Origin of the sequence: Streptomyces sp. NPDC051578 (assembly GCF_044454045.1) — a bacterium.
In the GTDB taxonomy this organism is placed as follows: domain Bacteria; phylum Actinomycetota; class Actinomycetes; order Streptomycetales; family Streptomycetaceae; genus Streptomyces.
Genome location: NZ_JBITDH010000003.1, coordinates 256,257 through 280,322, shown reverse-complemented (window position 1 = coordinate 280,322; position 24,066 = coordinate 256,257). Strand labels below are relative to the sequence as shown.

Genomic DNA, 24,066 nt, shown 5'->3' with positions numbered 1-24,066 from the left:
TGGGGGTGGGGTGGTCGGGGTGTCATTCCTCGCGCCGGGCCGCGCCCGAGACGGTGATGTTCAGGAACCGCGGCACGGGCCGTCCGCGACCGCGGAAGTCCTCGGCGACCGCGGCCCGGGCCGCCGCCAGCCGGGACTCGGGCAGCAGCACCAGCACGCTCCGGCCCGGCCGCCGCCCGGGCGGCCAGGCGCTCAGGGCCCCGGCCCGACGGCTGAGGTCCACGGCCCGGGCCAGCTCCGCGGGCCGGTCCGCCGGATCCCCCCGTACGGCCAGCAGCACCAGCCGCGCGCCCTCGGCGGCCGGGTCGAAGGCGGTGTAGCGCCGCCGCCGGTCCGCCCGGACGGGGCTCAGCAGTGCCCGGCCGGACCGGGCGAAGAGGACCGCCCGGCGCAGGGCGTCGTCCCCGTCGGGCAGGGCGTCGGCCAGCAGCCGGGCCGTACCGGACCGGTCCGGCCGCCGTCCGGGGGCGGCGTGGGCGTCGGCCACCGCCAAGGCGATCGCGCAGTCGGCGGGCTCGGCGGTGGCGAGTCCGGCGGCGGCGGTGAGCGAGCCCTGCACGTGCAGGTCGCTCCCGCCGCGGCCGATACCGGCCCGGGCGAGGGCCCGAAGCACCGCGTAGGGGCGCACCGCCCAGTCGGGGGCGGAGGGCGCCGGACCGGACGGGGTGAGCGGCAGGTCGCAGCTGTCCGCGGGGTGGGCGAGGGAGCTGAGCCGGACCAGCCCGTCGGCGCGCGGGGCCGCGGCGGCGGCCGTGGGCCAGCCGGCCGCCGCGACGAGTCCGGGCGAGCCGAGGTGGAAGGCGTACGGGGCGCTCCACACGGCGGTGGGGGGCCGTCCGTGCGCCGCCTCCAGGGCGTAGGCGACGAGCCGGAACAGCGGATCGGCGGTGGCCCGCCGGGCCAGGTCGGACGACGCCGGGGCGGGGCCCGTCACGGGGCGTCCTTGCGGGCGAGGAGCCGGTAGGCGTTGCCGCCGTCGGTGCGGTGGGCGGCGGCCGTGCGCACGGCGTCGAGGGCCGCCGCCGCGGCGAAGAACGGGAGGGAGGCGGCCCGCACGGCCGTGGCGAGGGCCCGCGCCCGTGGCGTGGACGGCGGCCCCCACGGCCGGTCGGGGTCCGGGGCCAGCCGGGTCGTGGTGAGGGCCACCGCTCCGAAGAAGTCGTTGCCCTGGTGGGCCGGGCCGTGTTCCTCGGCGAGGACTTCGAAGCCGCGGCGGGCCAGCGCCTCGCGCAGGTTCCGGGCCGGGATCAGGTGCTGGTGCTGCGGCTGGAACCAGGGCAGCCACACCGGGCCGAGGAGGTTCGCCATGCGCGACTGGGGGTCGGGTAGCTCGATGGTCAGGTGGCCGCCGGGGGCGAGGACGGCGGCCGCCGCGTCGAGTTCGGCGAGCGGGTCCCGGGTGTGCTCCAGGTAGTGGTACATGCTGACGACCTCGTACTGGCCCGCCAGCTTCGACGCGAACTCCGGGAACTGCCCCTGGTACCCGGTCTCCACCCAGCCGCGGCGCTCCGCCTCGCGGACGCCGTCGCCCATGTCCAGGCCGTCGAACCGGGTGCGCGGCCAGACGGCCCGGGCGGCGTTGCAGAAGTGGCCGTGGCCCGTCCCCACGTCCAGCCACGAGCGGGGTTCGGCCCGGGTGAGGAGCATTTCGGCGCGCGCCCGGTAGGCGGCGCCGAGGCGTCCGAAGACGGTGCCGGCGCCCTCGCCGCCGCGCCCGTCGTAGAAGTCGCGGTAGTAGAACTCCAGCCCGTCCAGGGTCAGTCGGGGGTTCTGGAACACGTGCTCGCAGTCCCCGCACTGTTCCAGGGTGAACCGGCCGGGCTTCGCCTGGAGCAGGTCCGGCACCTCGACCCGGACCGAGAGCCGCCGGGAGCCGCACCACGGGCAGTCCGGGCGGCGCGGTTCGAGGAACCGGTCCGGGCCAAAGGCCAGGTCCGCCCGGTAGGCGGCGGCGCGGGCCGGGTCCGGCGCCCCGCGCCGGTCCCGGGCGGCCGCCGTGGCCGTCGCCAGGGCGGCGGCGAGGGAGCGGGCCGGCCGGGCGGCCGTGGACCGGGCCAGGTCGTGCGGGCGCAGCGGGGAGCCGGGGCCGCCGAGCGCGAGATAGGGCTGGAGCCAGTACAGTGCGGCCGCGGCGGCGCCCCACCGGCCCTGGCGTACGGCGGCGCCGGCGAGCAGCGCGAGCCCGCCCAGTTGGGCGGCCGCGAGCGGCCCGGGCGGCAGGCCCTGGGCCCGCAGCTCGGCGGCGCGCGCCGTCCCGGAGCCCGCGCCCCAGGGGGCCGCGCCGGGCCGGCCGAGGCTGAGCGCCGGGGCGATGGCCAGCCCGGTGGCGCCGGCCGCGTACTCCTTCACACGGCGGGTGAGCGCGAGCAGTTCCGCAGGCGCGGGCCGCGCTGCGCCGGGTTCCGCCCCGGCCCGCGCGAGCACCTCCTCCGCGACGAGCAGGGCGTGCCCGGCCCCGCGTCCCTCGCCGAGCCGGTCCTCCCGGTAATGTGCCGGGTCCACCAGCCGCAGCAGTCCGAGCGCCCGCTCGGCGTCCAGGTCCGCCGGCAGCAGGTCCAGCACCCTCAGCCCCTCGCGTTCGGCGTACGCGCAGGCGCTGAGGAACGTGGCCGCATCGGGCTCGACGCCCGGGGCGGTGAGCAGCCGCCACCCGGCCGCGCGCGGCACCTCACCGGCCGCCTCGGGCGGTACCAGCGGCAGTACGGGGATCGCCCGGAGCCGTCGCCGGGTGCGCACCGTGCCCGCGGCGAGCGCGGTCAGCAGCGCCGCCGGAACCCACCGGACGTGCGGGAGAGGGGGTGGCGTCATATCAGCTTCTCCAACCGGTCGGCCGCGGCGGCGGCACCGCCCGCAGCGGCGAATGAGGCCTGGATCCGCCGGGCCGCCCGGCGGGGGCCGGGCTCGTCCAGCACGGCCGTGAGCGCATCGCGCAGTTCGTCGGCCCGGGTCCTGCCGAACCGCACCCGGACGCCGGCGCCGGCCTCGACGACCTGCCGGGCGACGATCGGCTGGTCGTCCCGGATCGGTGCGACCACCAGCGGCAGTCCGTGCGCGAGGGCCTCGCACACGGTGTTGTGGCCGCCGTGGCAGACCACCGCGTCCAGGTGCGGGAGCAGGTCCAGCTGGGGGACCCGCTCCTGGTGCAGTACGTGCCCGGGCGCGTCCCCCACGAGGGAGGCCGGGGCGGCCAGTACCAGCTGGGTGTGCGCGGCGAGCAGGCCGGCGGCGCCCAGCACCTCGCGGTAGAAGCGGGCACCCGCCTCCTGGTTGAGGGTGCCCAGGGACACCAGGACACGGCGCCGCGCCGGGTCCAGCCGCTGCCAGGGGAAGCCGGGAGCGGCCGGACGGGCGCCGAGCGCCGGTCCGACGAAGGCGTAGTGCGGCGGGAAGTCCTGCGCGCTGCCGAGGAGGTCGGGTGTGGAGAAGACGAGTACGAGCCGGTCCGAGAACCGGGGGTCCCAGCCGCCTCCGGCCCCGGCGCGGTCCCCGAACTCCGCGAGCAGGCCCCCGATCTGCCCGTCCACCCACTGTCCCACCTTCGGGAAGTCGGCGAAGGGCCGGGTGAGTTCGGCCGACGTACTGGCCGAGGTGGCCCACGGCACACCGAGCCGGCGGGCGACGAGCGGCCCGGCCAGGGCCTGCTGGTCGGCGACGAGCACGTCCGGCTCGAACGCGCGCACCGCCAGGGTCACCCCGGGCACCATGGCCCGGGCGAGCGGCACCAGCGCCTCTTCCCAGAGGAAGCGCAGCGCCGCGACGCCGCGCAGATCGAGCCAGCGCTCGTGCAGGGCGGTGTAGGCGGTGCCCGCGCCGGTACCGGGGCCGTCCGCGCCGGTGTCCGTGCCTTCACCGGAGGGCAGGATCCGGGCCCGGGCGGGCAGCAGGGCGGCCAGGGCCGGGGCCGGACCCGTCCAGGCGACGTCGTGGCCCCGGGCGGCCAGTTCGGCGCCGACGGCCACGGTCGGATTGACGTGCCCCGCCAGGGGCGGGACCGTGAAGAGCACCCTCATCGGATCAGAGCTCCCGCCCGCGGCGAGCGCGCGGCCAGGTCGGCCGTCGCGTCGAGGTGGGCCAGTACGGCCTTGCGCAGGGTTCCGCTGGTCTCCTTCAACACGTCGTGGCCCAGGCCCGGAAGGATCTCGATGGAGGTGGGGCGCGGCGCGTGGCGGGCCAGTTCCCTCGCCCCGGGGACGAGTTCGGAGTGTTCGCCGCAGACGATCAGGACGGGGCAGCGCAGCCGCCCGTAGTCGGCCGGCGTGAAGGTGCGGCTCCCGGCGATGTCGTCGATCAGCGAGGTGCGGTTGAGGAGTTCGTCGGCGATGGCCGTGAGGTTGGCGGCCTTGCGCAGGCGCAGGGTCAGCAGTTCGGCGGGGACCGGGGTGTCCTCCAGGCTGAGCGCTGCGGCCGACAGGGTGTCCAACATGTTCTCCACCCAGGCGCCGCTGAGCGGGGGTTCGAGGAGGGTGAGCCCGGCGACGAGGTCGGGCCGGGTCAGGGCGGCGTGCAGCGCGAGGGTGCCGCCGTAGCTGTTGCCGACCAGGTGGACGGGGCGCCTGGCGAGGCCCAGCGCGCCGAGCAGCGTGAAGAGGTCCCGTACGGCGGTGCGGGTGTCGTAGCCGGTGGGCGGCCGTTCGGTGCGGCCGTGGCCGCGCAGGTCGTAGAGGACGGTCTCGTGTCCGGCGCGGGCCGCCGGCAGGGCCAGCGGGCAGTAGAAGGAGGACAGGTTGTCGACGACCAACCCGTGGAGGAACACGACGACGGGGGCGCCGGGGCGGCCGGGGCCGGGGGACCCGGTGGCAGGGAGCCGCTGGACGTGGAAGCGGAGCGAGCCCGCTCGGACGAAGGCCATGGCGGGCTCAGCCGGCCGAGGTGGGGACGGGGGACGCGCCGGGCGCGGGGACGACAGGCGGGGGGACGACGGGCGCGGGGACGACGGGCGGGGGGACGAGGGGCGCAGGGGCACCGGCTGTGGCAGTCGCGGGCGCAGTGCCGGGTGGGGTGCCGGGCGTGGGGGACGCCGCAGGCTGCGGGAGGGAGGCGTGCGTGATCCGGCCTATGTGGGTGACGAGTTCGCCGACGGACATGGCGAGGATGGCGTCCATGTCCTTCTCCGCCAGGAAGCCCATCAGGTCCACCTCGGCGCCGTAGCGGTGGTGCAGCAGCTCGGCGAGCGCGACGAACTCGACGCTCTCCAGGGCCAGGTCCTCGTTGAACGTCGTCTTCATCGTGACCTCCTCGGCAAGCAGGTACTCGTCGCCGACGATCTCCACGAGCATCGAGGTGATCTCGGCGAGGATGTCAGGTGCCATGACGGGCCTCCGTGAGGTGGAAGGGGACGGGCGGTGGCGCCGCGGGGCCGACGGTCCAGGCCACGACGTGGTCGAGCGGCTCCAGGGGGAGCCGGGTGGTGCGGACCGGGTACGGGCGCCCGCCGGGCGGACGCACCAGCAGGGTGCCGTCCGGGAGTTCGCCGTCCTCGGTGACCCGCCACTCGCGGGGCCGGCCGCCGAGCCCGCTGCCCTCCGCCTTCGCGGCGGCCTCCTTGGCGCACCACAGCGCGGTCAGCGCGGCCGCCGGGCCGGTGCCGTCGCGGGCGGCCAGCGCTTCGGCAAGGCGGAGTTCGTCCGGTCCGAACGCGATGCGCACCAGCGCGTCCGGATCGGTGGTCACGGGCTCCACGTCGATGCCGACCGTCCGCGAGGGGTGGGCGAGGGCGACGGCGATCCGGTCCTTGTGCGCGATCGACAGCCGCAGGCCGCCGGTCAGCGGCCCGAGGGCCAGGGGGCGGCCCGCCGGATCGTTGCCGACCGGCACCTCGGCCGGGAACACCGGTCCGGCTCCGGCGTCCCACAACGCCTGGCGCAGCGCGTCCTTGGCGGCGATCCGGCCCAGGAGCCACGGGTCCCGGGCGCGCGGCGACAGCCGCTCGTAGGCGTCCCGTTCGGCGGCGCCGAGGTATCGGCGCATCACCAGTTCGCGCGAGGCGGGGTCGGTCCAGCGCCGGCGGGCCAGGCACCAGCCCTCGGGCCGGGGTTCGCCGATGCCGCACACCTCCGGGGTGAACTTCATCGGCCAGACCCGCTCGTCGGCGCCGAAGCGGCGGTACGTCCACCCCTCGATCCGGGCCCACACGGCGCCGGAGGCGCGTCGGAGCTCGACGTCACCGCGCACGGTGACCGCGCGCACCTCGCGGATGCGGGCGGTGGCGGCGACCAGCTCCTGCTGGGCCGGGGTGGGCCCGAAGAAGCGGACGCGGTCCACGGTGGCGGGGAACACCAGCCGGTCCACCGGAAGCCGGAGCTGCATCCAGTGGCCGAACAGCTGGCCGGCGGCGTCCAGCAGCGCCCCCGGATCGGGCAGGGCCCGCAGCACCCCCTGGATGCCGTCCGCGCCCACGGACCGCACCTCGTGCACGGCGGCGAACCGGGGGCCGTGGAACATCCACCGGTCGCGGTACAGCGCCTGCGCGCTGACCGGGGCGGGTACCGGGTCGCGCAGGGGGGCGGGGTCGGGCGCGGGCGGCGGCTCGTACCGCGGGGCGAGCAGGACGACCACGCTCGCGTACTCGCCGAGGGCGACGCGCGCCCGGCCGGGGCCGTCACCCCGTACGGTGACCTCCACCTCCACGGCCGGTTCGACGGCGAGCCAGCGCAGGGCGCGGACGTCCTCGTAGCCGACGACGGCGAGACCGGGCGGGGCGTGGCGCAGGGCGGCCCCGGCGGCCAGCTCCAGCATGGTGGTCATGGGCACGACGGGGAACCGGTCGGAGTCCTCCGGCCAGCCGTCCGGCTGGAGGTACACGCAGTGGTCCCGTACGTAGGGCAGCTCGGCGAGGGACACCCGCAGGAGCTCCCTCGCCACGGCGCCACCCGGGCCTTCGGGGCCCGCTCCGGTGGGTGCCGCGGGTGGGGGCCGGAGCGCCGACCAGGCCTCGGTGACGCTCCGGGCGGCCGCGCCGGTGTCGGCGAGTACCGCGTCGAGGGCGGACAGCAGCACCGGCCGGGCGGCGGGCGGCTCCGCCTGCGCGTTCGGGGGCGTGGGCGTCAGCAGACCGGCCAGTGAGGCGCGGGCCGCCTCGCCGAGGCGGACCAGCGGGGAGCCGAGGTCCAGGGGCACGGCGCGGCCGGGCCGTGGGCGCGGGGCGGGGGGCGGCGCCGCCGGGACGGCAGGCGCCGCGGCCCGTGTGTCGCTCTGCGGTTCTGCCCCCGTACGGGCCTCCGTGGCGCCCCGCGGTTCGGTCCTCCCGTCGGACCTCGCCTCGGCCGACAGGTCCCAGCGCGGGGCGTGCCCGTCGGTCCACAGTGCGGCGCAGGCGCGGCGCAGCGCCGGGAGGCCGCCGAGCCGCGGGGAGGACGCGGCCACCGAGAGGTGCGGGCGTTCGCGCAGGGTGTCCTCTACGAAGCCCGGCAGGCTGCCGGGGCCCAGCGTCACGAAGCGGCGGACCCCCTGGTCCTCGTAGAGCCGCAGGGTCAGCTCGCGGAAGCGGACGGGCTCCAGGAGGTGGCGGATCACCAGCTCCCGCACCGCGCCCGGCTCGGAGGGGAACGGCGCGCAGGTGGTCGCGGACCAGACGGGGAGGGACGCGGCCCGCAGCGGCAGCCGCTCGAAGGCGGCCCGGACCTGACCGAGGTAGGGCTCCCACATCGGGGTGTGGAACCCGGAGCGGAACGGGAGCTCCTGGCCGAGCACCCCTTCGTCCCGCAACCGGGCCACCGCCGAGCCGACTTGGGCGGGAGCCCCGCAGATCACCGACTGGTGCGGGCAGTTGTCGTGGCTGACGACGACCCCGTCCAGGCCGTGGAGTGCCGCCTCCGCCCGCCGTGCACCGCAGCCCAGCGCCGCGTACACGAGGTCCGGGACGCGGAGGTCGCCGGGCCGCAGGGATGACAGGAAGGTGTCGGCGGCCTCCTGCGGATACATGCCGGCGGCGACCATCGCCGCCCACTCCCCCAGGCTGTGGCCCGCGAGGACGTCGGCCTCGATGCCGAGCGCGGGCAGGACCCCGGCGAAGAACCGTCCGGTCGCCATCGCGTCCAGGGCGCGTTCGACGAGGGACGAGCCCCGGCCGAGCGGAGGCCGGGCCACACCGAGCCGGTCGGCTACGTCGTCCAGTACGGGGGCGAACTCCGGTTCCAGGCCCGGGAAGAGGAAAGCCGTCCGGCCGCCGAGCGGCTCCGGTGCGAACCACACGTCGCCGCGCCCCCGCCAGGGCCTGCCGCGCGCCACCGCCTTGGCCGCCAGCGCGAGCCGCTGGGGTGTCGGGCCGACCACCGCCAGCCGGCAGGGCCCGTCGCCCACCGGCGCCGGTACCGGTGTCGCGGTCGGCGCCGACGCCGGCGTGGCCGGTCGACCCGGTGACGGGTCCGTCAGCCGCTCCGAGAGCAGCCGCGCCAGTTCCGCCGGGCCGTCCGCCGCCAGCAGGAGCACGTCCTCCCCCGCACGGCCCGGCCCCACCGGCGCGGCCGTGGCCCCCAGCGGCAGGAACCGCCGCACCGGGGCCGCCGGGCGGCCGGCCGCCGGGGCCTCCTCCAGTACCACGTGCGCGTTGATCCCGCCGAAGCCGAAGGCGTTGACGCCGGCTCGCCGGGGCCCCGGGCCGCGTTCCCACGGCTCGGCCGCCGCCACCGGCCGCATCCGGGTCCGTACGAGGTCCCGGTGCGGCTCCTCCAGGTGCAGGGTCGGCGGCAGCACCCCCTCGTGCACCGCGAGGGCCGCCTTGATCAGCCCGGCCATGCCGGAGGCCTGCATGGTGTGCCCGAGCATCGACTTCACCGACCCGAAGCCGATCCCGCCCGCGTCGCCGGGTACGGCGGGCCCGAAAACCTGGGCCAGGGTGTCGAGTTCGGCCGTGTCGCCGACCGGGGTGCCGGTGCCGTGCGCCTCCAGCAGCCCGAGCGCGCCGGGAGAGCGCGGGTCGAGCCCCGCCTGCCGCCAGGCCCGTTCCAGTGCCTGGACCTGGCCGGCGACCAGGGGGCTCATCAGGCTCGCCGCCCGGCCGTCCCCGGCCACCCCGGTACCGCGGATCACCGCGTAGACGCGGTCGCCGTCGCGCTCCGCGTCCGCGAGCCGCTTCAGCAGCACGACCCCGGTGCCCTCGGACAGCAGGGTCCCGTCGGCGCGGCGGTCGAAGGGCCGGATCCGCTCGCTGGGGCTGAGCGCCCGCAGCTGCGTGAACACGCTCCAGAGGGTAGCGATGTGGCAGTGGTGCACGGCCCCCGCGACCACCGCGTCGCAGCGCCCGGCCGCCAGGAGTCCCACCGCCTGGTCGACGGCCAGCAGTGAGGAGGCGCAGGCGGCGTCCAGGGTGTAGGCGGGACCGCGGAAGTCCAGCCGGTTCGCGGTGCGGGCCGCGGTGAAGCTCGGCACGAGTCCGATCGAGGCGTCCGGCCGCTCGGGGCCGAGCGCCTCCTGGAAGGCCGAGCGCACCTGCGCGATCCGGTGCTCGCCCAGCTCGGGCGCGAGTTCCCGCAGCGTTTGCGCCAACTGGTGTGCCGTGCGCACCCGTTGGTCCAGACGCGCGGTGGCCACTCCCATGAATCCGCCGCGTCCCAGCACCACGCCGATCCGGGAGCGGTCGGCGGGCATCCGCTCTTCGCCGCCCGCGTCGGCGATGGCCTCGGCGGTGGCGTGCAGGGCCAGCATCTGGTCCGGTTCGGCGCCCTCCACCGCCGCCGGCATGATGCCGAACCGGGTCGGATCGAAGGCGGCGAGGCCGTCGACGAAGCCGCCGCGGCGGCAGTAGAAGCGGTCTCCCGCCACGGGGCCGCCGGCGCCGTCCGGGTCGTAGTACACCTGCGGGTCCCAGCGGCCCGGGGGGACGTCGCCGATGCAGTCCGTGCCGGCGAGGAGGTTGCGGCGGTATCCGGCCAGGTCGGCCGCTCCCGGGAAGACGGCGCCCATCCCGACGATCGCGGCGTCCGTCGGGCGCGGACCGCCGCGGCGGCGGCCGTCACTCATCGCCGAACCCCTCGCGCGCCGTGGGGGCCTCCTGCGCCATCAGGACCACCTGTACGTCGTTTCCGTGCGCGAGCTCGGCGAGGAACGCGGCGGTACCGGCCTCCGGGGTGATCAGCGGGATGCCGCGCCGGGCGTACGCGCGTTCCAGCTCGGGGGTGACCATGCCGCCGGCCTCCGCCGCCCAGGGCCCCCAGTCGACGGCCAGCACCCGGCCGGGAAAGGACTGCGCCCAGCTGTGGGCGAGGCCGTCGAGGGCGTCGTTGGCCGCGGCGTAGTCGCTCTGGCCGCGGTTGCCGTAGACCCCGGCGACGCTGCCGAACAGGGCCAGGAACCGGGGTGCGGGCGCCGTGCCGTGTTCGGCGGCCGCGGCGGCCAGGTTGCGGGCGCCGGCCACCTTGGTGGTGAACACCTCCGCGAAGTCGGCGGGGCGTTTGTCGCGCAGCAGCCCGTCGCGCAGGATTCCGGCGCCGTGCACGATGCCGTCGAGCCGGCCGTGCCGGGTGCGGATGTCGGCGACGACGGCCCGTACGGCCCGGGCGTCGGTGACGTCGGCCTGGTGGTAGCGGACGGAGGCCGCGGCCGCGGCGAGGGCGGCCAGGGTGGTCCGTACCTCGCGCTCGGCCAGGATCCGGGAGGCCGCCGCCTCGATCTCGGCGGGCCTGCGCAGCCCGGTGGCGATCAGTGCGGCGCGGAGCGCGACCCGGTCGTGCGCGTGCCCGAACCCGTCCTCGGTGGCGGGTGGTTCGGGGGTGCGGCCGAGGAGCTCCACGTGGCAGCCGGTGGCGCGGGCCAGCGCGAGGGCGGTGCGGGCGGTGATCCCGCGGGCGCCGCCGGTGAGCAGCACGACGGAGCCGGCGTCGAGGGGTGGGGATGCGGGGGTGGCGGGCAGGGGCGCGGGCTCGGGGAGGCGGGCGAACCGCAGCCCCTGGGCGGTGTAGGCGACGGACGCGGGGCCGCCGTCGTCGGTCGGCGCCTGGCTGGTCAGCTCCGCGAGCAGCTGCGCCGCGATCTGCTCGGGGGCCTCCTTGGGGTGTACTTCCACGGCCCGGATCAGCGCGCTCGGGAATTCGAGTGCGGCGCTGCGGGCGAAGCCGTGCAGGCCCGCGCCGCGGGTGCCGGTGGCGGTGACGAGGAGCAGCCGGCGCACCCCACCGGTCAGGGCGCCGCGCAGCCCGGGGAAGGCCTCGGGCAGCACGGGGTCGCCTTCGGGCCCCTCGGACCGGAGCGCGGACAGGTCCACGACGGCGTCCAGGGCGCCCTCCGCTCCGGCGAGCGCGCGCACCTCGGCCCCGTGGTCCCGCAGGACCTCGCCGAGCGCGAGCGCGACACCCTGGCCGTCTCCGACGATCCCGATCCGCAGCCCGCGCAGCACCTCGGGGACGCCGACGGCCGGGGGCAGGGGCACGGGGACGACCCGGAGGCGGCTGAGCGGTCCGGCCGTGCCCTCAGGCGGGGCCGGTCGGGCTGCCGGGGCGGGAGGCGCGGCGGCGCGGGCCGGGGCGGGAGGTGCGAAGACGTGCGCCGGGGCGGTGGTTCCGGCGGCGGGCGCCGGGGCGGGTGGCAGGCCGGTGCCTGTCCGCGCGGGGGCCGGTTCCGGGGCCGGTCCCGGCGCCGGAGCCGCCGGTACGGCCGCGTTCACCGGCCCGCGCGCCGTTTCGGGCTCGGGCGCGCAGGTGTGGGAGACGACCCAGTCGACGATGCCGCGCAGCGTCTTGATGCGGGACAGCTCCTCGACCGCGGACTCGGCCGTACCGTCGGTGTCTTGAGGGAGCCCGATCCGGTCGGCGAGCGCGCCGATGATCTCGACCCGCTTGATGGAGTCGATCGACAGGTCCGCCTCCAGGTCCAGAGCCGGATCCAGCATGTCCCGGGGGTACCCCGTCCGTGAGTGGACGATCTCCAGCACCACGTCCATCACCGCCTCCGCCGACCGGAGGCCGTCGCCGGCGGGACCCGGTCCGCCCTCGGGGGCGTCCGGGCCCGTCAGCCCGGCGGCGGACAACGGCACGGGCGCCGCCGGCGGGTCCGGCTGCCATGCGGCCGGACCGCCCGGCCGGGCACCGGGCGGGCTCAGGGGCCGACCCTCGTGGGCCGGCGCCGCCGGGACCGCTGCCGGGAGGGCTGCCGGGGCCGGGGTCCGGGCGCCGGCGGGCGCCGCCGCGCCGAGGTAGCCCAGCAGGACGTCCCGCTGCGCCCGGACCAGTTCGCGGGTTCCGCGGAGGTACTCCAGCACGGCCTGCTCGGCGCCGGAAGCCGTGGCCGCCGCCCCTGGCCCCGGCTCAGGGCCGGTGAGGACCGGGGTCCCGTTCATCCCGTAGCCGGCCGGATCCGGTCGCCGCGCCGGGCCCGGCGCGGCCCATCCCGCCGGATCGGCGCCCGTGAACGCCGGAAAACCGTTCACTCCTTCGGCCGGAACCCGGCCGGCCGGCTCGGCGCCACCGGACACCGGAGCGCCCCGCGGTGGCTCGGCCCCCGGCGGCGCCGGGATCCGGACCGCCGGGCGGAGGCCGCCCGGGATCGGGGTGCCGTCCGAGGTGCGGACCAGGTGGCCGTCGACCAGCCAGCCGGGGCGGCGCGGGGCGCGGTCCGGCAGGCGGGAGGTGCGGCCCCGGAACAGGGCCTCCGGGGCGAGCGGCACGCCCGCGGCCGCCAGCTCGGCCAGCGCCGTCACCAGCCGGACCAGCCCGTGCTCGCCCGGTACGTCCAGCGGCACCACCGTGTGCGGCCGCTCGCGCAGGATGCGGCCCAGCAGCGCGGAGAGAACCCGGCCCGGGCCCGTCTCCACGAACGTCCGGACGCCGGACTCGTACATGGCCTCCACCTGCTCGACGAACCGGACCGGCTCCGCGAGTTGGCGCGCGGCAAGGCCTCGTACCTCATCGGCCGGGGCGGGATACGGCCGCGCCGTGGTGTTCGACCAGACCTCGATGACCGGCGCGGACACCGCCGTCGCCGCCAGTTCCGCCGCGAGGTCACCCGCCGCTCCCGCCACCACCCCGCTGTGGAACGCGCAGGCCACGGGCAGTGGTTCGGCCGACAGGCCCGCCTCGCGCAGCGCCGACACCGCCGCGGCGACGGCCTGCGTGGGGCCCGAGATGACGCACTGCCGGGGCGCGTTGTGGTTCGCCACCACGCACCCGGTGCGCTCCGCGACCTCCCGTACCTCCTCCGGCGCCGCCGACACCGCCGCCATCGACCCCGGGTCCGCCCCGGCTGCCGCGACGATCGCCTCGGCGCGGCGGACGCTGAGCCTGAGCAGGTCCGGCGTGTCGTACGCCCCGGCTGCCCAGAGCGCCGTGAGCTCCCCGTACGAGTGCCCGGCCACGCAGTCGGGCCGTACGCCGAGTTCCCCGAGCAGCAGGTGCGCTGCCGCCCCGGCCAGGCCGAGCGCCGGCTGGGCGACCCGGGTGTCGGTGACGGCCGCCCGCCGTGCGGCCCGCTCCTCGGGGGTGTACGCCGCCGGTGGGAACATCGCCGGGACCACCCCCGCCGGCGCATCCTCCAGGAGCCCGCGCAGCGCGGGGAAGGCCGTGAACAGCTCGGCGAGCATGCCGGGGCGTTGGCTGCCCTGTCCCGGGAACAGGAACGCCACCCGTCCCGGGTCGGCCGCCTCCTCCCGTACGCGGACCCCCGCGCCCGGGGTGAAGGTCCGCGCGCGTTCCAGCCGTGCCGCCAGTTCGTCGTGGTCGGCGGCGACGACCGCCACGTGGACCGGCCCGGGGTCCGCGGCGACCTCCGCCGCGAGGTCGCGCAGCGGCCACGGTCGCCCGGCCGCGTCGTTCTCCTCCAGGCGGCCCGCGAGGCGCGCCATGGCCCGGCCGGCGGCGCGCCGGTCCTCGCCGCGGAAGCAGAACAGTTCGGCCGGCCACTGCTCCAGCCCGTGCGCGGGTTCCTCCGCCGTCCCGTGACCGGTGAGCACGGCGTGGTAGTTGGTTCCGCCGAAGCCGAAGGCGCTGACGCCCGCGACGCGCCGCTGCGGGGGCTCCGGCCAGGGCCTGGCCTCGGAGGCGAAGGTGAAGGGGCTGTTCCCCGCCTGCCAGGCCGGGTTGGGGGTGTCGATGTGCAGGGTCGGGGGGCGCACGCCCGCGTGGACCGCCCTGGCCGCCTTGATCAGTCCGGCCAGGCCGGCCGCGCACTTGGTGTGGCCGATCTGTGATTTCACCGAGCCCAGCGCGCAGGAGCCGGGTTCGGCCCCGGATTCGGAGAACAGATCGCTCAGTACGGTCAGTTCGGTGCTGTCGCCGACGACGGTGCCGGTGCCGTGCGCCTCGACGAGGCCCACCTCGGCCGGGGTGATCCCGGCGCGCTGGTAGGCCCGTTCCAGCGCTCGCCGCTGGCCTTCGGGCCGGGGCGCGGTCAGGCCGAGCGAGCGGCCGTCGCTGGCGGCGCCGACCGCCTTGATCACGGCGTAGACCCGGTCCCCGTCCCGTTCAGCGTCAGCGAGCCGTTTCAGGACGAGCGCGCCGACGCCCTCGCCGAGGGCGATGCCGTCGGCCCGCGCGTCGAAGGGCCGGCAGCGTCCGCCGGGCGAGAGGGCGCGGACGGAGGCGAACATGAGGTAGTCGTTGATGCCGTTGTGCACGTCGGCGCCGCCGCACAGCACCATGTCCGAGTCCCCGTCGCGCAGTTGGCGGCACGCGAGGTCCAGGGCGGCCAGCGAGGAGGCGCAGGCGGCGTCGACCGTGCAGTTCGCGCCGCCGAGGTCGAGGCGGTTGGCGACCCGGCCGGCGATGACGTTGGCGAGCACTCCGGGGAAGGAGTCCTCGGTCAGGCGCGGCAGTTGCTCGTCCAGTGCGGGTGGCAGCTCGCCGAGGTAGGCGGGGTGCAGGGCGCGCAGCCCGTACGCGCCGGCCAGTTCGGTGCCGGCCTCCGCCCCGAAGACCACGGAGGTCCGGGAGCGGTCGAACTCGCGCCCGTCGCCGTACCCGGCGTCGGCGAGGGCGCGGGCGGAGATCTCCAGGGCGAGCAGTTGGACCGGCTCGATGCCGGTGAGGGAGGCCGGCGGGATGCCGTAGGCGAGGGCGTCGAAGGGCAGCCGTCCGAGGAAGCCGCCCCAGCGGGAGGGGGTGCGCTCGCCGGCTCGGGCCGGGTCGGCGTCGTAGTAGAGCGCCGGGTCCCAGCGTTCGGGCGGCACCTCGGTCACGGCGTCGGTCCCGGCGAGCACCATGGCCCAGTAGGCGGCGAGGTCGGGGGCACCGGGGTAGGCGCAGGCCATCCCGATGACGGCGATGTCGAGGGGGTCGGGCCGGGGCTCCGCACCGGTACCGGGTTCGGCGAGGTCCGCGGCCCGCCGCTCCAGGAGCCCGGTCGCCCCCTCGGTCACCTGGGCGTGCAGTTCGGCGACCGTGGTGGTCGAGGTGCGCAGGGTCGCGGCCTGGCCGAGCATGAACAGCCCTTGTGCGTACTGCTGTTCGGCGCTCACCTCCTCCAACGCGGTCCCCTCCGGGCGGGGCCACCCGGCGTCATTGCTCGCGGGCCGCCGCAGGCCCTTCGAAGCGATGCGCAGGCGGCCCAGGTTGAGCCCCTCCAGCTCCTCCCACATCCGCCGCGGCTCGGTACCGCTCTCCTCGAGCCGGCGCCGGGTCTCCTCGAAGGTCTCGGCGTACGGCGTGGCGGCGCAGCGCGTCGCGTGGCCGGGCGCGGTGTGCAGCAGCACGGTGCGCGTGCAGTCCACCGCCGCCTGCTGGAAGCCCGGCAGCACCGCGCCCGCCGTCACCGCCTCCCGGGTGAACAGGTAGGCCGTTCCCATCAGTACGCCGACCCGCGCCCCGCGCTCCGCCAGCGGTGCGGCGGCCGCCACCGCCATGGCCGCGGAGCGCTCGTCGTGGATGCCCCCGGCGAACAGCACGTCCAGCGCTTCCGGTTCGGGGCAGGTGAGCAGCCGCTCGATCTGCTCCTCCCACAGGGGGAAGGAGGCTCGTGGTCCGACGTGCCCGCCGCATTCCAGCCCCTCGAACACGAACCGCCGGGCTCCTTCGGCGAGGTACCTCTCCAGCAGCCCCGGTGAGGGCACGTGCAGGTGGGTCCGGATGCCGGCGGACTCCAACGGCGCGGCCTGCGCCGGGGTGCCGCCCGCGATGATCGCGTACGGAGGCCGGGCCGCGGCGACGGCCGCCAGCTGCTCCCGCCTGAGTTCCGGCGGGGCGAAGCCGAGCAGGCCCACGCCCCAGGGGCGCTGCCCGAGCCGTTCGGCGCTCTCCGTCAGCAGCCGGCGTACGTCTGGGCCCTCCATCACCGCGAGCGCCAGGTAGGGGACCCCGCCCGCGGCGGCCACCGCCTCGGCGAAGGCGGCCTGGTCGCTGACCCGGGTCATGGGGCCCTGTGCGACGGCCAGCGGCCGGGTGAGCGGCCGGGCCGAGACCGCCGCCGCCAGGTGCCCGGCGATGGCGGCCCGGACGGCCTGGAGCACGCCGCCCGTGGTCCGGTGGCGCGCGGCGAGCCGGGCGGCCGCGGCCCCGTCCTGCCCGACGGGCAGCAGCTGGGTCCGCAGGTCCCGGGCTCCGAGCAGGGCGTGCACAGGCCCTTCGGGCGGTTCCAGGTCGGGCCGCGCGTAGACGCGGTGTCCGTCGACGAGCCGGGTCTCGGAGCCGTCCATCGCCCTGAGGGCGGCCGCCGCCGGCCCGGGTAAGCCGGCCTCTCCCTCACTGGTCAGGGCCAGTTGTACGTCGAGCAGGACTCCGGCCGCTCCGCCCGCGACGGCGGCTGCCGCCGTGTGCGGGCCGATCCCGCCGTGGGCCCGTACCGGTACCCCGACGCCGGGGTCCCCGAGCAACTGCTGGAGCAGCACGAAGGTGGTGGCGCCGCCGACCCGGCCCCCCGCCTCGTGGCCTTTGGCGACGAGGGCGTCCGCCCCGGCGGCGACGGCGGCCGCCGCCTCGGCCCGGCTGGTGACCTCGGCCCAGACGCGGGGCCGCCCGGCAGCCGAGGCCCAGGCGGCCACCTCGGCCGCGGTGTGGGCCGTGGGGTCGGCGAGCAGCACCGTGTCCACCTCGGGTGCGAGCTCCCGCGGCCGCGTGGGGCAGCCTGCGGGCACCCGTACTCCGTAGCGCCGCCCGGCCCCCAGCCCGCGGGCCAGTGCCGCGAAGCCGCGCCGCGTGGCGTCCGGGTCCCGGCCGAGGTCGAGCAGCCCCAGGGCCCCGGCCCGCTCGGCTGCGGTCACGATCCGCGGGTGCGGCTCCTCGAAGGGGCTGACGGCGACGACGAGGTCACGGGTGGCGGCGGTACGCGGGGGGTGGGGGGTCACGGACGCTCCTCTTCCAGTGCTGTGTACGTGGCGCAGTACGGGGCGGAAGAACGGAAGGGCGCAGGGCTGTGGCAAGGGAGGGCGCGGCCGTCCGTCCATCGGCCGGGCGGCCCGCCGTCGGTACCGGTCTTGTTCGGTTGTCGAACACCCTCACGCCGCGTTGCATCGTGCGGGGGGCGCCTCACACTGTCAACAGGCATGCGGAATCGCCTGCTTCACACCATCAGCGACCGCCCGGCGCCCGCCGGGCCCCCCGATCGGACCTCCGCCGTACCGTGGCCTGGTGCGTTGCGCCACCGGCCGGGCGGCCCCGGCACGCCGACCCTCGCGGGGCGGGACGGCGGGCATGCCGCACCGGCATACCCGCCCGCCCTTCCCGGTATGAACACCCGCGCCCGGCGGGGCCGTTGTTCACGCGACGGGTACTTACGGGTACGGCCGCACGCGGTTACCGTCCGGTCATGACCCCCACCCTCGTACAGTTGCGCTATCTCGTCGCCGTCGCCGACTGCCGGTCCATCACCGGCGCGGCCTCCTCGGTCTTCGTCGCCCAGTCCGCGCTGTCCCGGGCCGTCCAGGCCATGGAACGCGACCTGGGCGTGGAGCTCCTCGCCCGTCGGGGAAGGGGGGTGGACCTCACACCGGAGGGGGCCCGGGTCGTCCGGCTGGCTCGTACGGTACTCAACGCCGTGGACGCCATCGACGACATAGGCAATCCCCACGGGAAGGACGCGCGGGCCGCCCTGACCCTCGTCACGACGCCCACCCTCGCGCTCGATCTGGCGACCGACCTGGTCGCCGCGTTCACCGGCCGGCACCCGACCGTGGACGTCCGGGTCCGCCAGCACGACAGCAGGGAGGTGCTCACCGCGGAAGTCGGCAACGGGCGTTCGGAGCTGGCCCTGGTCGACCTGCCCGTCGACAAGGAGTTCTCGACCCACTTCATCCAGGAGCGGGAGGTGGTGCTGATCTCGCCGATCGGCTCCCGCCTGCCGCAGCCGCTGCCTTTCCGCCTGCTCGACGGCCTGCCGATGGTCCTGCCGACCCCGGGGACCGGCCGGCGCACCGAGATGGAGGCCATGTTCAGCTGCCTCGGCGTGCGGCCCGTGCCGTGCCTGGAGGTGGACGAGCGCCTCGCGTGGGTGACGGGCGTGACCGACGGGCGCGGCTCCGTGATCTGGTACCGCGACGTGGTGTCGAGGGCGTTCGGCAGCCGGGCCGAGATCCGCTCCTTCACCCCGCCGCTGCTGCGCCCCGTGGGCATCGCGCACGCCCGCCGGCCGCTCAGCCGGGCGGCCCGGGCCTTCATCGCGCACGCCGTGCACAACGCGCCCGTACGGGAACCCGTGCGCTGACGGAGGAATGCCCCCTCGGCATCGAACGATGCTCGAACGGGCGGACGTTGGCCCTGGCGACCCCAACTGACGCGCCGTCACATGAGGCGCATGCCACGACTCCTCACGCCCCGCCTGGCCGCCGCCGCCCTCGTGACCGCGGCCGTCGCCACGATCCTGCCGGCCGCCGCCTGGATGAGCGGCGCCACCGCCACGGCGGCGGCCGCGCCCCCGGCGCCGGAGAAGAAGTGCACCCTCCCCGGCGGTCTCACCGAACTCAGCGGTCTCGCCATGAGCCGCAAACACCCGGGCGTCTTCTACGCCGTCAACGACAGCGGCAACACCAACCAGGTCTTCGCCATCGACTGCGGCACCGTCACCGGCCGGCTCGCGGCCACCTTCACGGTCTCCGGCGTCGGCAACACCGACTGGGAGGCGTTGACGATCGGCAAGGACGCCTCGGGCGCCCCGGCGATCCTCGTCGGCGACATCGGGGACAACTTCTCCGGGCCGCGCGGAGATCACGGTGCACTCCTTCACCGAACCCGACCAGCTCGCCAACGCCACGGTGACGCCGGTGACGTACCGCTTCGCGTACGCCGACGGCAGGCACGACGCGGAGTCGCTGCTCGCCGACCCCGTCTCCGGGCGGCTCTACGTGGCGAGCAAGGTCATCGGCGCGCCGGGCCAGTTGTACCAGGCCCCGTTGCCGCCGGTGACCGGGCAGCTCAACGCGCTCACCGCGGTCCGGCCGGGGCCGGTGTTCGCCACCGACGGGGCGTTCTCCCCGACGGGGGCGTCGTACACCCTGCGCAGCGGCGGACCGCTGGGCGCCGACACCGCCACCGTCTACGCCGCGGCGGGGGCCAAGCTCGCGGACGTCGCCCTGCCCGCGCAGTCGCAGGGGGAGACGGTGACGTACGCGGACTGCGCCGACCTGCTCGTCGGCTCGGAGAACGACACCCAGATCTGGCGGGTGCCGCTGCCGCCGGAGGCCGCGCCGGGCTGCGGCTCGACGCCGACGCCTACCCCGACCCCCACTCCCACTCCCACGCCGACCACGTCGCCCGATGGCTTGAAGTTCACCGGCCCCGGTCCCCACACCTGCAAGTTCAACCAGTCCTGCACCATCCAGCTCACCACCACCGGTGGGAAGGCCCCCGTCCGGTACGCCGCCACCGGCCTGCCCTGGGGGCTGGCCCTGGATCCGGCAACCGGACGCGTCACGGGCAAACCCTGGGGCAGCGGCACGGTCACGGTCACCGCGACCGCCACCGACTCCGCCGGGGCCACCGCCGGTACGGCCTTCCCCCTGACCGTCAACTGGTTCTGAGCCGGTCCGCCGGCTACTCGGGGGCCTGCTTCGCCCAGGCGACCGTCATGCTGAGGGCGAGCAGGGCGGCCGCCCAGGCAGCGGACTTCCAGGGCGTGGTCCGCCCCTCCAGCTCCGCGGAGACCCGTCGCGCGGGGTCGTAGGCGACCTTGACCTCGTCGCCGACGGCCGCCACCGCCCGGTCCTCCTTCAACTCGGCCGGGTAGCCGTCCGGGCAGCCGAGGACGAAGCGGTACACGGTACGCGCCGGTGGAGCCCCCTCACCGGAGGAGTGCTGCACCTTGGTGTGCACCTCTCGCACGGCGCAGGTGGCGGTCGCGGGCCGGGAAGCCGCCTGGTCGGCGGCGGCCACCGTCAGCAGCATCCCCAGGGACAGCAGCAGCGCCCCGAAGAACCCGCCGGTGCCCCCGACCAGCACGCCGTACACCGCGCAGCAGGCGAGGACCAGGACGGCGCCGCCCACCAGCGCGACGGCGCCCGAGGGCGCCGAGGAGCCCCCGTAGCACCAGCTCGCCCACCCGTACACGCCGCCGGCGGCCACCCACGGCAGTAATGCCGTACCGGCCCGCCGGACCCGTCGCCCACCCTCGCGCACACCCACCACCCCCACCCGCTGGGACGCCCCCCGCCCCGCTTCCGGTTGCCCCGGACGGCGGGTGCTCGGCGCCACGACGCTCCTGGCGGGTCGGCCCGTGCGCGCGGGCGGTCCCCCCGCCGCCGGACCCGGCCGTCCTCAGCCGGCGCGGGCGGTCCCCCGCGGGCCCTCAGCCGGTGCTCGCGCCGGACCTGGCGAGGGTGAGCACCCCCGCGCAGATCAGGGCCACGCCCAGCAGTTGGGGGAGCAGCCACCAGTGGGCGCGCAGGTGTTCCTCGTACAGCAGCACCCCCAGCGCGACGCTCACGCCCGCGTCGCCGAGGGTCAGGGCGGGCTGCGAAGCGACCAGCGGGCCGCCCTGCATGGCGTGTTCGAGGAACAGCAGGGCGCAGATGCCGCTCGCGCCGAAGGCGTAGGTCTCCCAGCTCGTCAGGAAGGCGGCGAGGCCCTGCTCGTCGAGCACCCGCACGGCCGACTTCATCAGCGCGGCCGTGAGCGCGTAGCAGACGGCGGTGGCCCCGCCGAGGCACCCGGCCCGCATCCTGCCCGGCGGCCGCCGCAGTCCGGTCACCGCGAGCACCGCCACCGCCACCGCGCACGCCGCCATGGCCGGCGCCCAGCGGTCGAGCGGGACGTGCGTGCGCTGCCCGGCCGGCGACGCGGCCACCAGGACGATCGCGAGCCCGGCCACCACACCCGTCACCGCGAGCCACACCTGCCCCGGCAGTCGGCTCCGCGCCACCAGTGAGGCGATCAGCAGCGCGAGCGGCAGCTCCAGTACGAACAGCGGCTGTACGAGGGACAGCGCGCCGGTGGCCAGCGCCGCGGCCTGCCCGACGCCGGCCGCGATCACCGCGAGGATCCCCGCGAGCCACACCGGCCGCCGCAGCAGGTCGCGGATCAGGCCGAACCGCAGGCCGCGGCCCTGTGGGACGGTGAGCGCCGCCCGCCGCTGGAGCACGGTCGCGAGCGCGTTGCTGAGCGCCGCGAACAACGCGAAGAAGACCGGCAGTACGAAGCCCATGGCCCGATCCTCACCGCACCCGCCGCCGCGCCGCGCCTGCGACACGTCCGTGTCACGACCGGTCGGTCAGGCCGGGACGAGCGACAGGGACCGCAGCCGGTCGAGGCGCTCCCGGGACTCCTCGTCCATCGGCACGTAGGTCACCAGGCGCGGGCCGGCCGCCGGACCCAGCCACAGGTTGGTGTGTTCCAGGTGCAGCAGACCCACATGGCGGTTGCGGATGTACTTCGTCTTCCCGCCCTGGCCGACCACCTCGTGCCGCGCCCAGATCTCGCGGAATTCGGGCGACGCCGCCTCCAGCCGCGCCAGCAGTGCCTTCCACGCCGGCTCGGCCAGGTGCTCGGCCATCGAGGCGCGGAACTTCGCGGCCATCAGCCGGTTCGCCTCGGGCAGCTCCACCACGGCGTCCCGCCAGTCCGGGTCGGTGAAGGCCAGCCACAGGCAGTTGCGGTCCTCGGGCGCCACCCGGTCGAGGTCGCACAGCAGCCGGGCGTACGTCTGGTTGTACGCGAGGATGTCGTACCGGCTGTTCTGCACGGCGGCCGGGATCGGGTCCAGCTGGTCGAGCATCGCCCGCAGGGCCGACGTCACGCTCGGGCAGGGAGTCAGCGGCGCCGGATCGACCCCGCCGGCCAGTGCGAACAGGTGTGCGCGCTCGCTGCGGTCCAGCAGCAGGGCGCGGGCCAGCGCGTCGAGCATCTGCGGGGACACCCGGATCTCGCGCGCCTGTTCGAGCCAGGTGTACCAGGTGACGCCGACGGCGGCGAGCTGCGCGACCTCCTCGCGGCGCAGTCCCGGGGTGCGGCGCCGGCGGCCGCGTACGAGGCCGACCTGCTCGGGAGTGATCCGCTCGCGGCGGCTGCGCAGGAAGTCCGCCAGTTCGTGCCGGCGCATGTCGCTTTCGGGTGCCACAGTGGTCATGGTTCCAGGGTGCCGCACCCCGCATACCGTTGCCAGGTACTCCTGGTACCAGGATAAGGACGCTCTGGTACCAGGCTGAGCGCGGGTGGATCGTCTTCCTCGTGAGCGAAACAACGAACACGACCGAAGCGACCCGCGCGGCCCGAACGGCTTTGCGGCGCGCGCACCCCGCGCCTCCTCGGGTCCCCGCGGGCCAGGACATCACCACCCCGGCGACCACCTCCGTCCCCGTCGTCCGCCACGAAGCGGCGCTGGGGGCCCTCGGGCTGTTCACCGTGCTGCTGGGCGCGGCCCTCCCACTGATCGACTTCTTCATCGTCAACGTGGCGCTGCCGGCCATCGACGGCGACCTCGCCGCCGGCCCCGCCCTGCTGGAACTGATCGTCGGCGGCTACGGAGTCACGTACGCCGTACTGCTCGTCCTCGGCGGCCGCCTCGGCGACACGATCGGACGCCGCAAGCTGTTCCTGACCGGTATGGCCGCCTTCGGCGTCACGTCACTGGCCTGCGGCCTGGCACCCACCGCATGGACACTGGTCGCGGCGCGGGTGGCGCAGGGGGCTTCCGCGGCGCTCATGCTGCCGCAGGTGCTCGCCACCATCCAGGCCACGACGCAGGGGCCGCGCCGTGCCCGAGCCATGAGCCTCTACGGTGCGACGGCGGGGCTGTCGATGGTCGCCGGGCAAATCCTCGGCGGTGTGCTGGTGGCCGCCGACGTGGCCGGTTCCGGCTGGCGTTCGGTGTTCCTCGTGAACGTCCCGGTCGTCCTGGTGGGACTGGTGCTGGCCGTCCGCGCCCTTCCGGAGACGCGTTCGCAGCGGCCCGCCTCGGTCGACGTACCGGGAACGCTGCTGCTGGCCCTGTCGCTCGTGTCCCTGCTGCTGCCGCTGACCGAGGGCCGGGCCGCCGGCTGGCCCCTGTGGACGTGGGTCTCGCTGGGTGTCTTCCCGCCTGCGGCCGTGGCGTTCTACCTGACCGAGCGCCGCGCCGACCGCCTCGGGCGGACCCCGCTGGTCCCGCCGAGCCTGCTGCGGCTGGAATCGCTGCGACGCGGCCTGCTGATGGTGGTGCCGTTCTCGATCGGGTTCAGCGGGTTCATGTTCGTCATCGCCGTGTCGCTCCAGCAGGGGCTGCGCATGGGGCCGGTCTCGGCGGGGCTGGCGCTGGTGCCGATGGCGCTCGCCTTCTTCGCGGCCTCGCTGGCCGGACCGCGCCTGATCGGCCGGTACGGCAGCCGGGTCGTCACCGTCGGCGGCGTTCTCCAGGCGCTCGGTATCGGCCTGCTCCTGCTGGCGGTACGGGGCGACTGGCCGGAGCTCGGGCTCCTCGCACTGGCACCCGGCGTCGCGGTGGCGGGACTCGGGCAGGGACTCCAACTGCCCGTGCTGATGCGCCTGATGCTCTCGGACGTACCGGCCGACCGGGCCGGTGTGGGCAGCGGGGTGGTGGTCACCACGCAGCAGTCGGCGCTGGCCCTCGGCGTCGCGACCCTGGGCAGCCTCTTCCTCGCGCTGACGGAGTCGGCGGGAATGCGGGACGCCGTCATGACGACCCTGCTGGTCCAACTCGCCCTGATAGCGGTGACGATCCTGCTCAGCCTCCGCCTGCCGCGCGTCATGCGGTGACGGGGGCGGCTCGCGGCGAAGTCCCGGGCAGGCG

14 protein-coding genes are annotated in these 24,066 nt (G+C 76.4%); 3 read left to right on the top strand and 11 right to left on the bottom strand.

The window, feature by feature from the left end:
- Window positions 1-22: 22 nt before the first annotated feature.
- Genes ACIA6C_RS17295 through ACIA6C_RS17265 form a run of 7 tightly spaced genes read right to left on the bottom strand, consistent with a single transcriptional unit; the run spans window position 23 to window position 17,200 of the window.
- The gene (locus ACIA6C_RS17295; protein ID WP_399276659.1) at window positions 23-934 is read right to left on the bottom strand and encodes a galactokinase; all 912 of its coding nucleotides are present in this window, start codon (window positions 932-934) and stop codon (window positions 23-25) included.
- Window positions 931-2,808 (bottom strand): methyltransferase domain-containing protein, encoded by a 1,878-nt coding sequence (locus ACIA6C_RS17290; RefSeq protein ID WP_399276657.1) that lies wholly within the window; start codon window positions 2,806-2,808, stop codon window positions 931-933. The genes ACIA6C_RS17295 and ACIA6C_RS17290 overlap by 4 nt, the downstream gene beginning before the upstream one ends.
- A complete protein-coding gene (locus tag ACIA6C_RS17285; protein ID WP_399276655.1) occupies window positions 2,805-4,010 on the bottom strand; it encodes a glycosyltransferase in 1,206 nt (401 codons plus the stop codon). The genes ACIA6C_RS17290 and ACIA6C_RS17285 overlap by 4 nt, the downstream gene beginning before the upstream one ends.
- On the bottom strand, window positions 4,007-4,849 hold the full coding sequence (locus ACIA6C_RS17280) for an alpha/beta fold hydrolase (protein WP_399276653.1): 843 nt from the start codon (window positions 4,847-4,849) through the stop codon (window positions 4,007-4,009). Before ACIA6C_RS17280 ends, ACIA6C_RS17285 begins: the two co-directional genes overlap by 4 nt.
- A gap of 7 nt (window positions 4,850-4,856) precedes the next feature.
- Window positions 4,857-5,309: a hypothetical protein gene (locus ACIA6C_RS17275; protein ID WP_399276651.1), complete on the bottom strand. Its 453-nt coding sequence runs from the start codon at window positions 5,307-5,309 to the stop codon at window positions 4,857-4,859.
- Entirely contained in the window at window positions 5,299-9,957 is a 4,659-nt protein-coding gene (locus ACIA6C_RS17270; protein WP_399276649.1) for a beta-ketoacyl synthase N-terminal-like domain-containing protein, read from the bottom strand. Before ACIA6C_RS17270 ends, ACIA6C_RS17275 begins: the two co-directional genes overlap by 11 nt.
- The gene (locus ACIA6C_RS17265; RefSeq protein WP_399276647.1) at window positions 9,950-17,200 is read right to left on the bottom strand and encodes an SDR family NAD(P)-dependent oxidoreductase; all 7,251 of its coding nucleotides are present in this window, start codon (window positions 17,198-17,200) and stop codon (window positions 9,950-9,952) included. Before ACIA6C_RS17265 ends, ACIA6C_RS17270 begins: the two co-directional genes overlap by 8 nt.
- 461 nt (window positions 17,201-17,661) lie before the next feature.
- On the opposite strand from ACIA6C_RS17265, the gene ACIA6C_RS17260 reads away from it, so the two are divergent.
- Window positions 17,662-18,555, top strand: coding sequence for a LysR family transcriptional regulator (locus ACIA6C_RS17260; RefSeq protein ID WP_399276645.1), 894 nt, complete (start codon window positions 17,662-17,664; stop codon window positions 18,553-18,555).
- 296 nt (window positions 18,556-18,851) lie between these two features.
- Here the strand turns inward: ACIA6C_RS17260 and ACIA6C_RS17255 are convergent, their stop codons facing one another.
- On the bottom strand, window positions 18,852-19,025 hold the full coding sequence (locus tag ACIA6C_RS17255; RefSeq protein ID WP_399276643.1) for a hypothetical protein: 174 nt from the start codon (window positions 19,023-19,025) through the stop codon (window positions 18,852-18,854).
- A 35-nt stretch (window positions 19,026-19,060) separates the two neighbouring features.
- Between ACIA6C_RS17255 and ACIA6C_RS17250 the strand changes: the two genes are divergently transcribed.
- The gene (locus tag ACIA6C_RS17250; RefSeq protein WP_399276641.1) at window positions 19,061-19,867 is read left to right on the top strand and encodes a putative Ig domain-containing protein; all 807 of its coding nucleotides are present in this window, start codon (window positions 19,061-19,063) and stop codon (window positions 19,865-19,867) included.
- Window positions 19,868-19,880: 13 nt separating this feature from the next.
- Here the strand turns inward: ACIA6C_RS17250 and ACIA6C_RS17245 are convergent, their stop codons facing one another.
- From ACIA6C_RS17245 to ACIA6C_RS17235, 3 genes are all read right to left on the bottom strand, one after another.
- Window positions 19,881-20,408, bottom strand: coding sequence for a DUF3592 domain-containing protein (locus ACIA6C_RS17245; RefSeq protein ID WP_399276639.1), 528 nt, complete (start codon window positions 20,406-20,408; stop codon window positions 19,881-19,883).
- Between the two features lie 223 nt (window positions 20,409-20,631).
- Window positions 20,632-21,486, bottom strand: a complete 855-nt coding sequence (locus ACIA6C_RS17240; RefSeq protein WP_399276637.1) for a DMT family transporter — start codon at window positions 21,484-21,486, stop codon at window positions 20,632-20,634.
- Between the two features lie 66 nt (window positions 21,487-21,552).
- Entirely contained in the window at window positions 21,553-22,407 is an 855-nt protein-coding gene (locus ACIA6C_RS17235; RefSeq protein WP_399276635.1) for a helix-turn-helix domain-containing protein, read from the bottom strand.
- 200 nt (window positions 22,408-22,607) lie between these two features.
- On the opposite strand from ACIA6C_RS17235, the gene ACIA6C_RS17230 reads away from it, so the two are divergent.
- Window positions 22,608-24,032: an MFS transporter gene (locus ACIA6C_RS17230; RefSeq protein WP_399277295.1), complete on the top strand. Its 1,425-nt coding sequence runs from the start codon at window positions 22,608-22,610 to the stop codon at window positions 24,030-24,032.
- Window positions 24,033-24,066 lie beyond the last annotated feature (34 nt).

What these genes read in the sequence shown, in the direction of transcription:
- ACIA6C_RS17270 (WP_399276649.1), bottom strand. Translation starts at nt 9,957, where the DNA reads ATGAGTGACGGCCGCCGCCGCGGCGGTCCGCGCCCGACGGACGCCGCG.
- ACIA6C_RS17275 (WP_399276651.1), bottom strand. Translation starts at nt 5,309, where the DNA reads ATGGCACCTGACATCCTCGCCGAGATCACCTCGATGCTCGTGGAGATC.
- ACIA6C_RS17290 (WP_399276657.1), bottom strand. Translation starts at nt 2,808, where the DNA reads ATGACGCCACCCCCTCTCCCGCACGTCCGGTGGGTTCCGGCGGCGCTG.
- ACIA6C_RS17285 (WP_399276655.1), bottom strand. Translation starts at nt 4,010, where the DNA reads ATGAGGGTGCTCTTCACGGTCCCGCCCCTGGCGGGGCACGTCAATCCG.
- ACIA6C_RS17235 (WP_399276635.1), bottom strand. Translation starts at nt 22,407, where the DNA reads ATGACCACTGTGGCACCCGAAAGCGACATGCGCCGGCACGAACTGGCG.
- ACIA6C_RS17240 (WP_399276637.1), bottom strand. Translation starts at nt 21,486, where the DNA reads ATGGGCTTCGTACTGCCGGTCTTCTTCGCGTTGTTCGCGGCGCTCAGC.
- ACIA6C_RS17280 (WP_399276653.1), bottom strand. Translation starts at nt 4,849, where the DNA reads ATGGCCTTCGTCCGAGCGGGCTCGCTCCGCTTCCACGTCCAGCGGCTC.
- ACIA6C_RS17255 (WP_399276643.1), bottom strand. Translation starts at nt 19,025, where the DNA reads ATGTCGCCGACGAGGATCGCCGGGGCGCCCGAGGCGTCCTTGCCGATC.
- ACIA6C_RS17260 (WP_399276645.1), top strand. Translation starts at nt 17,662, where the DNA reads ATGACCCCCACCCTCGTACAGTTGCGCTATCTCGTCGCCGTCGCCGAC.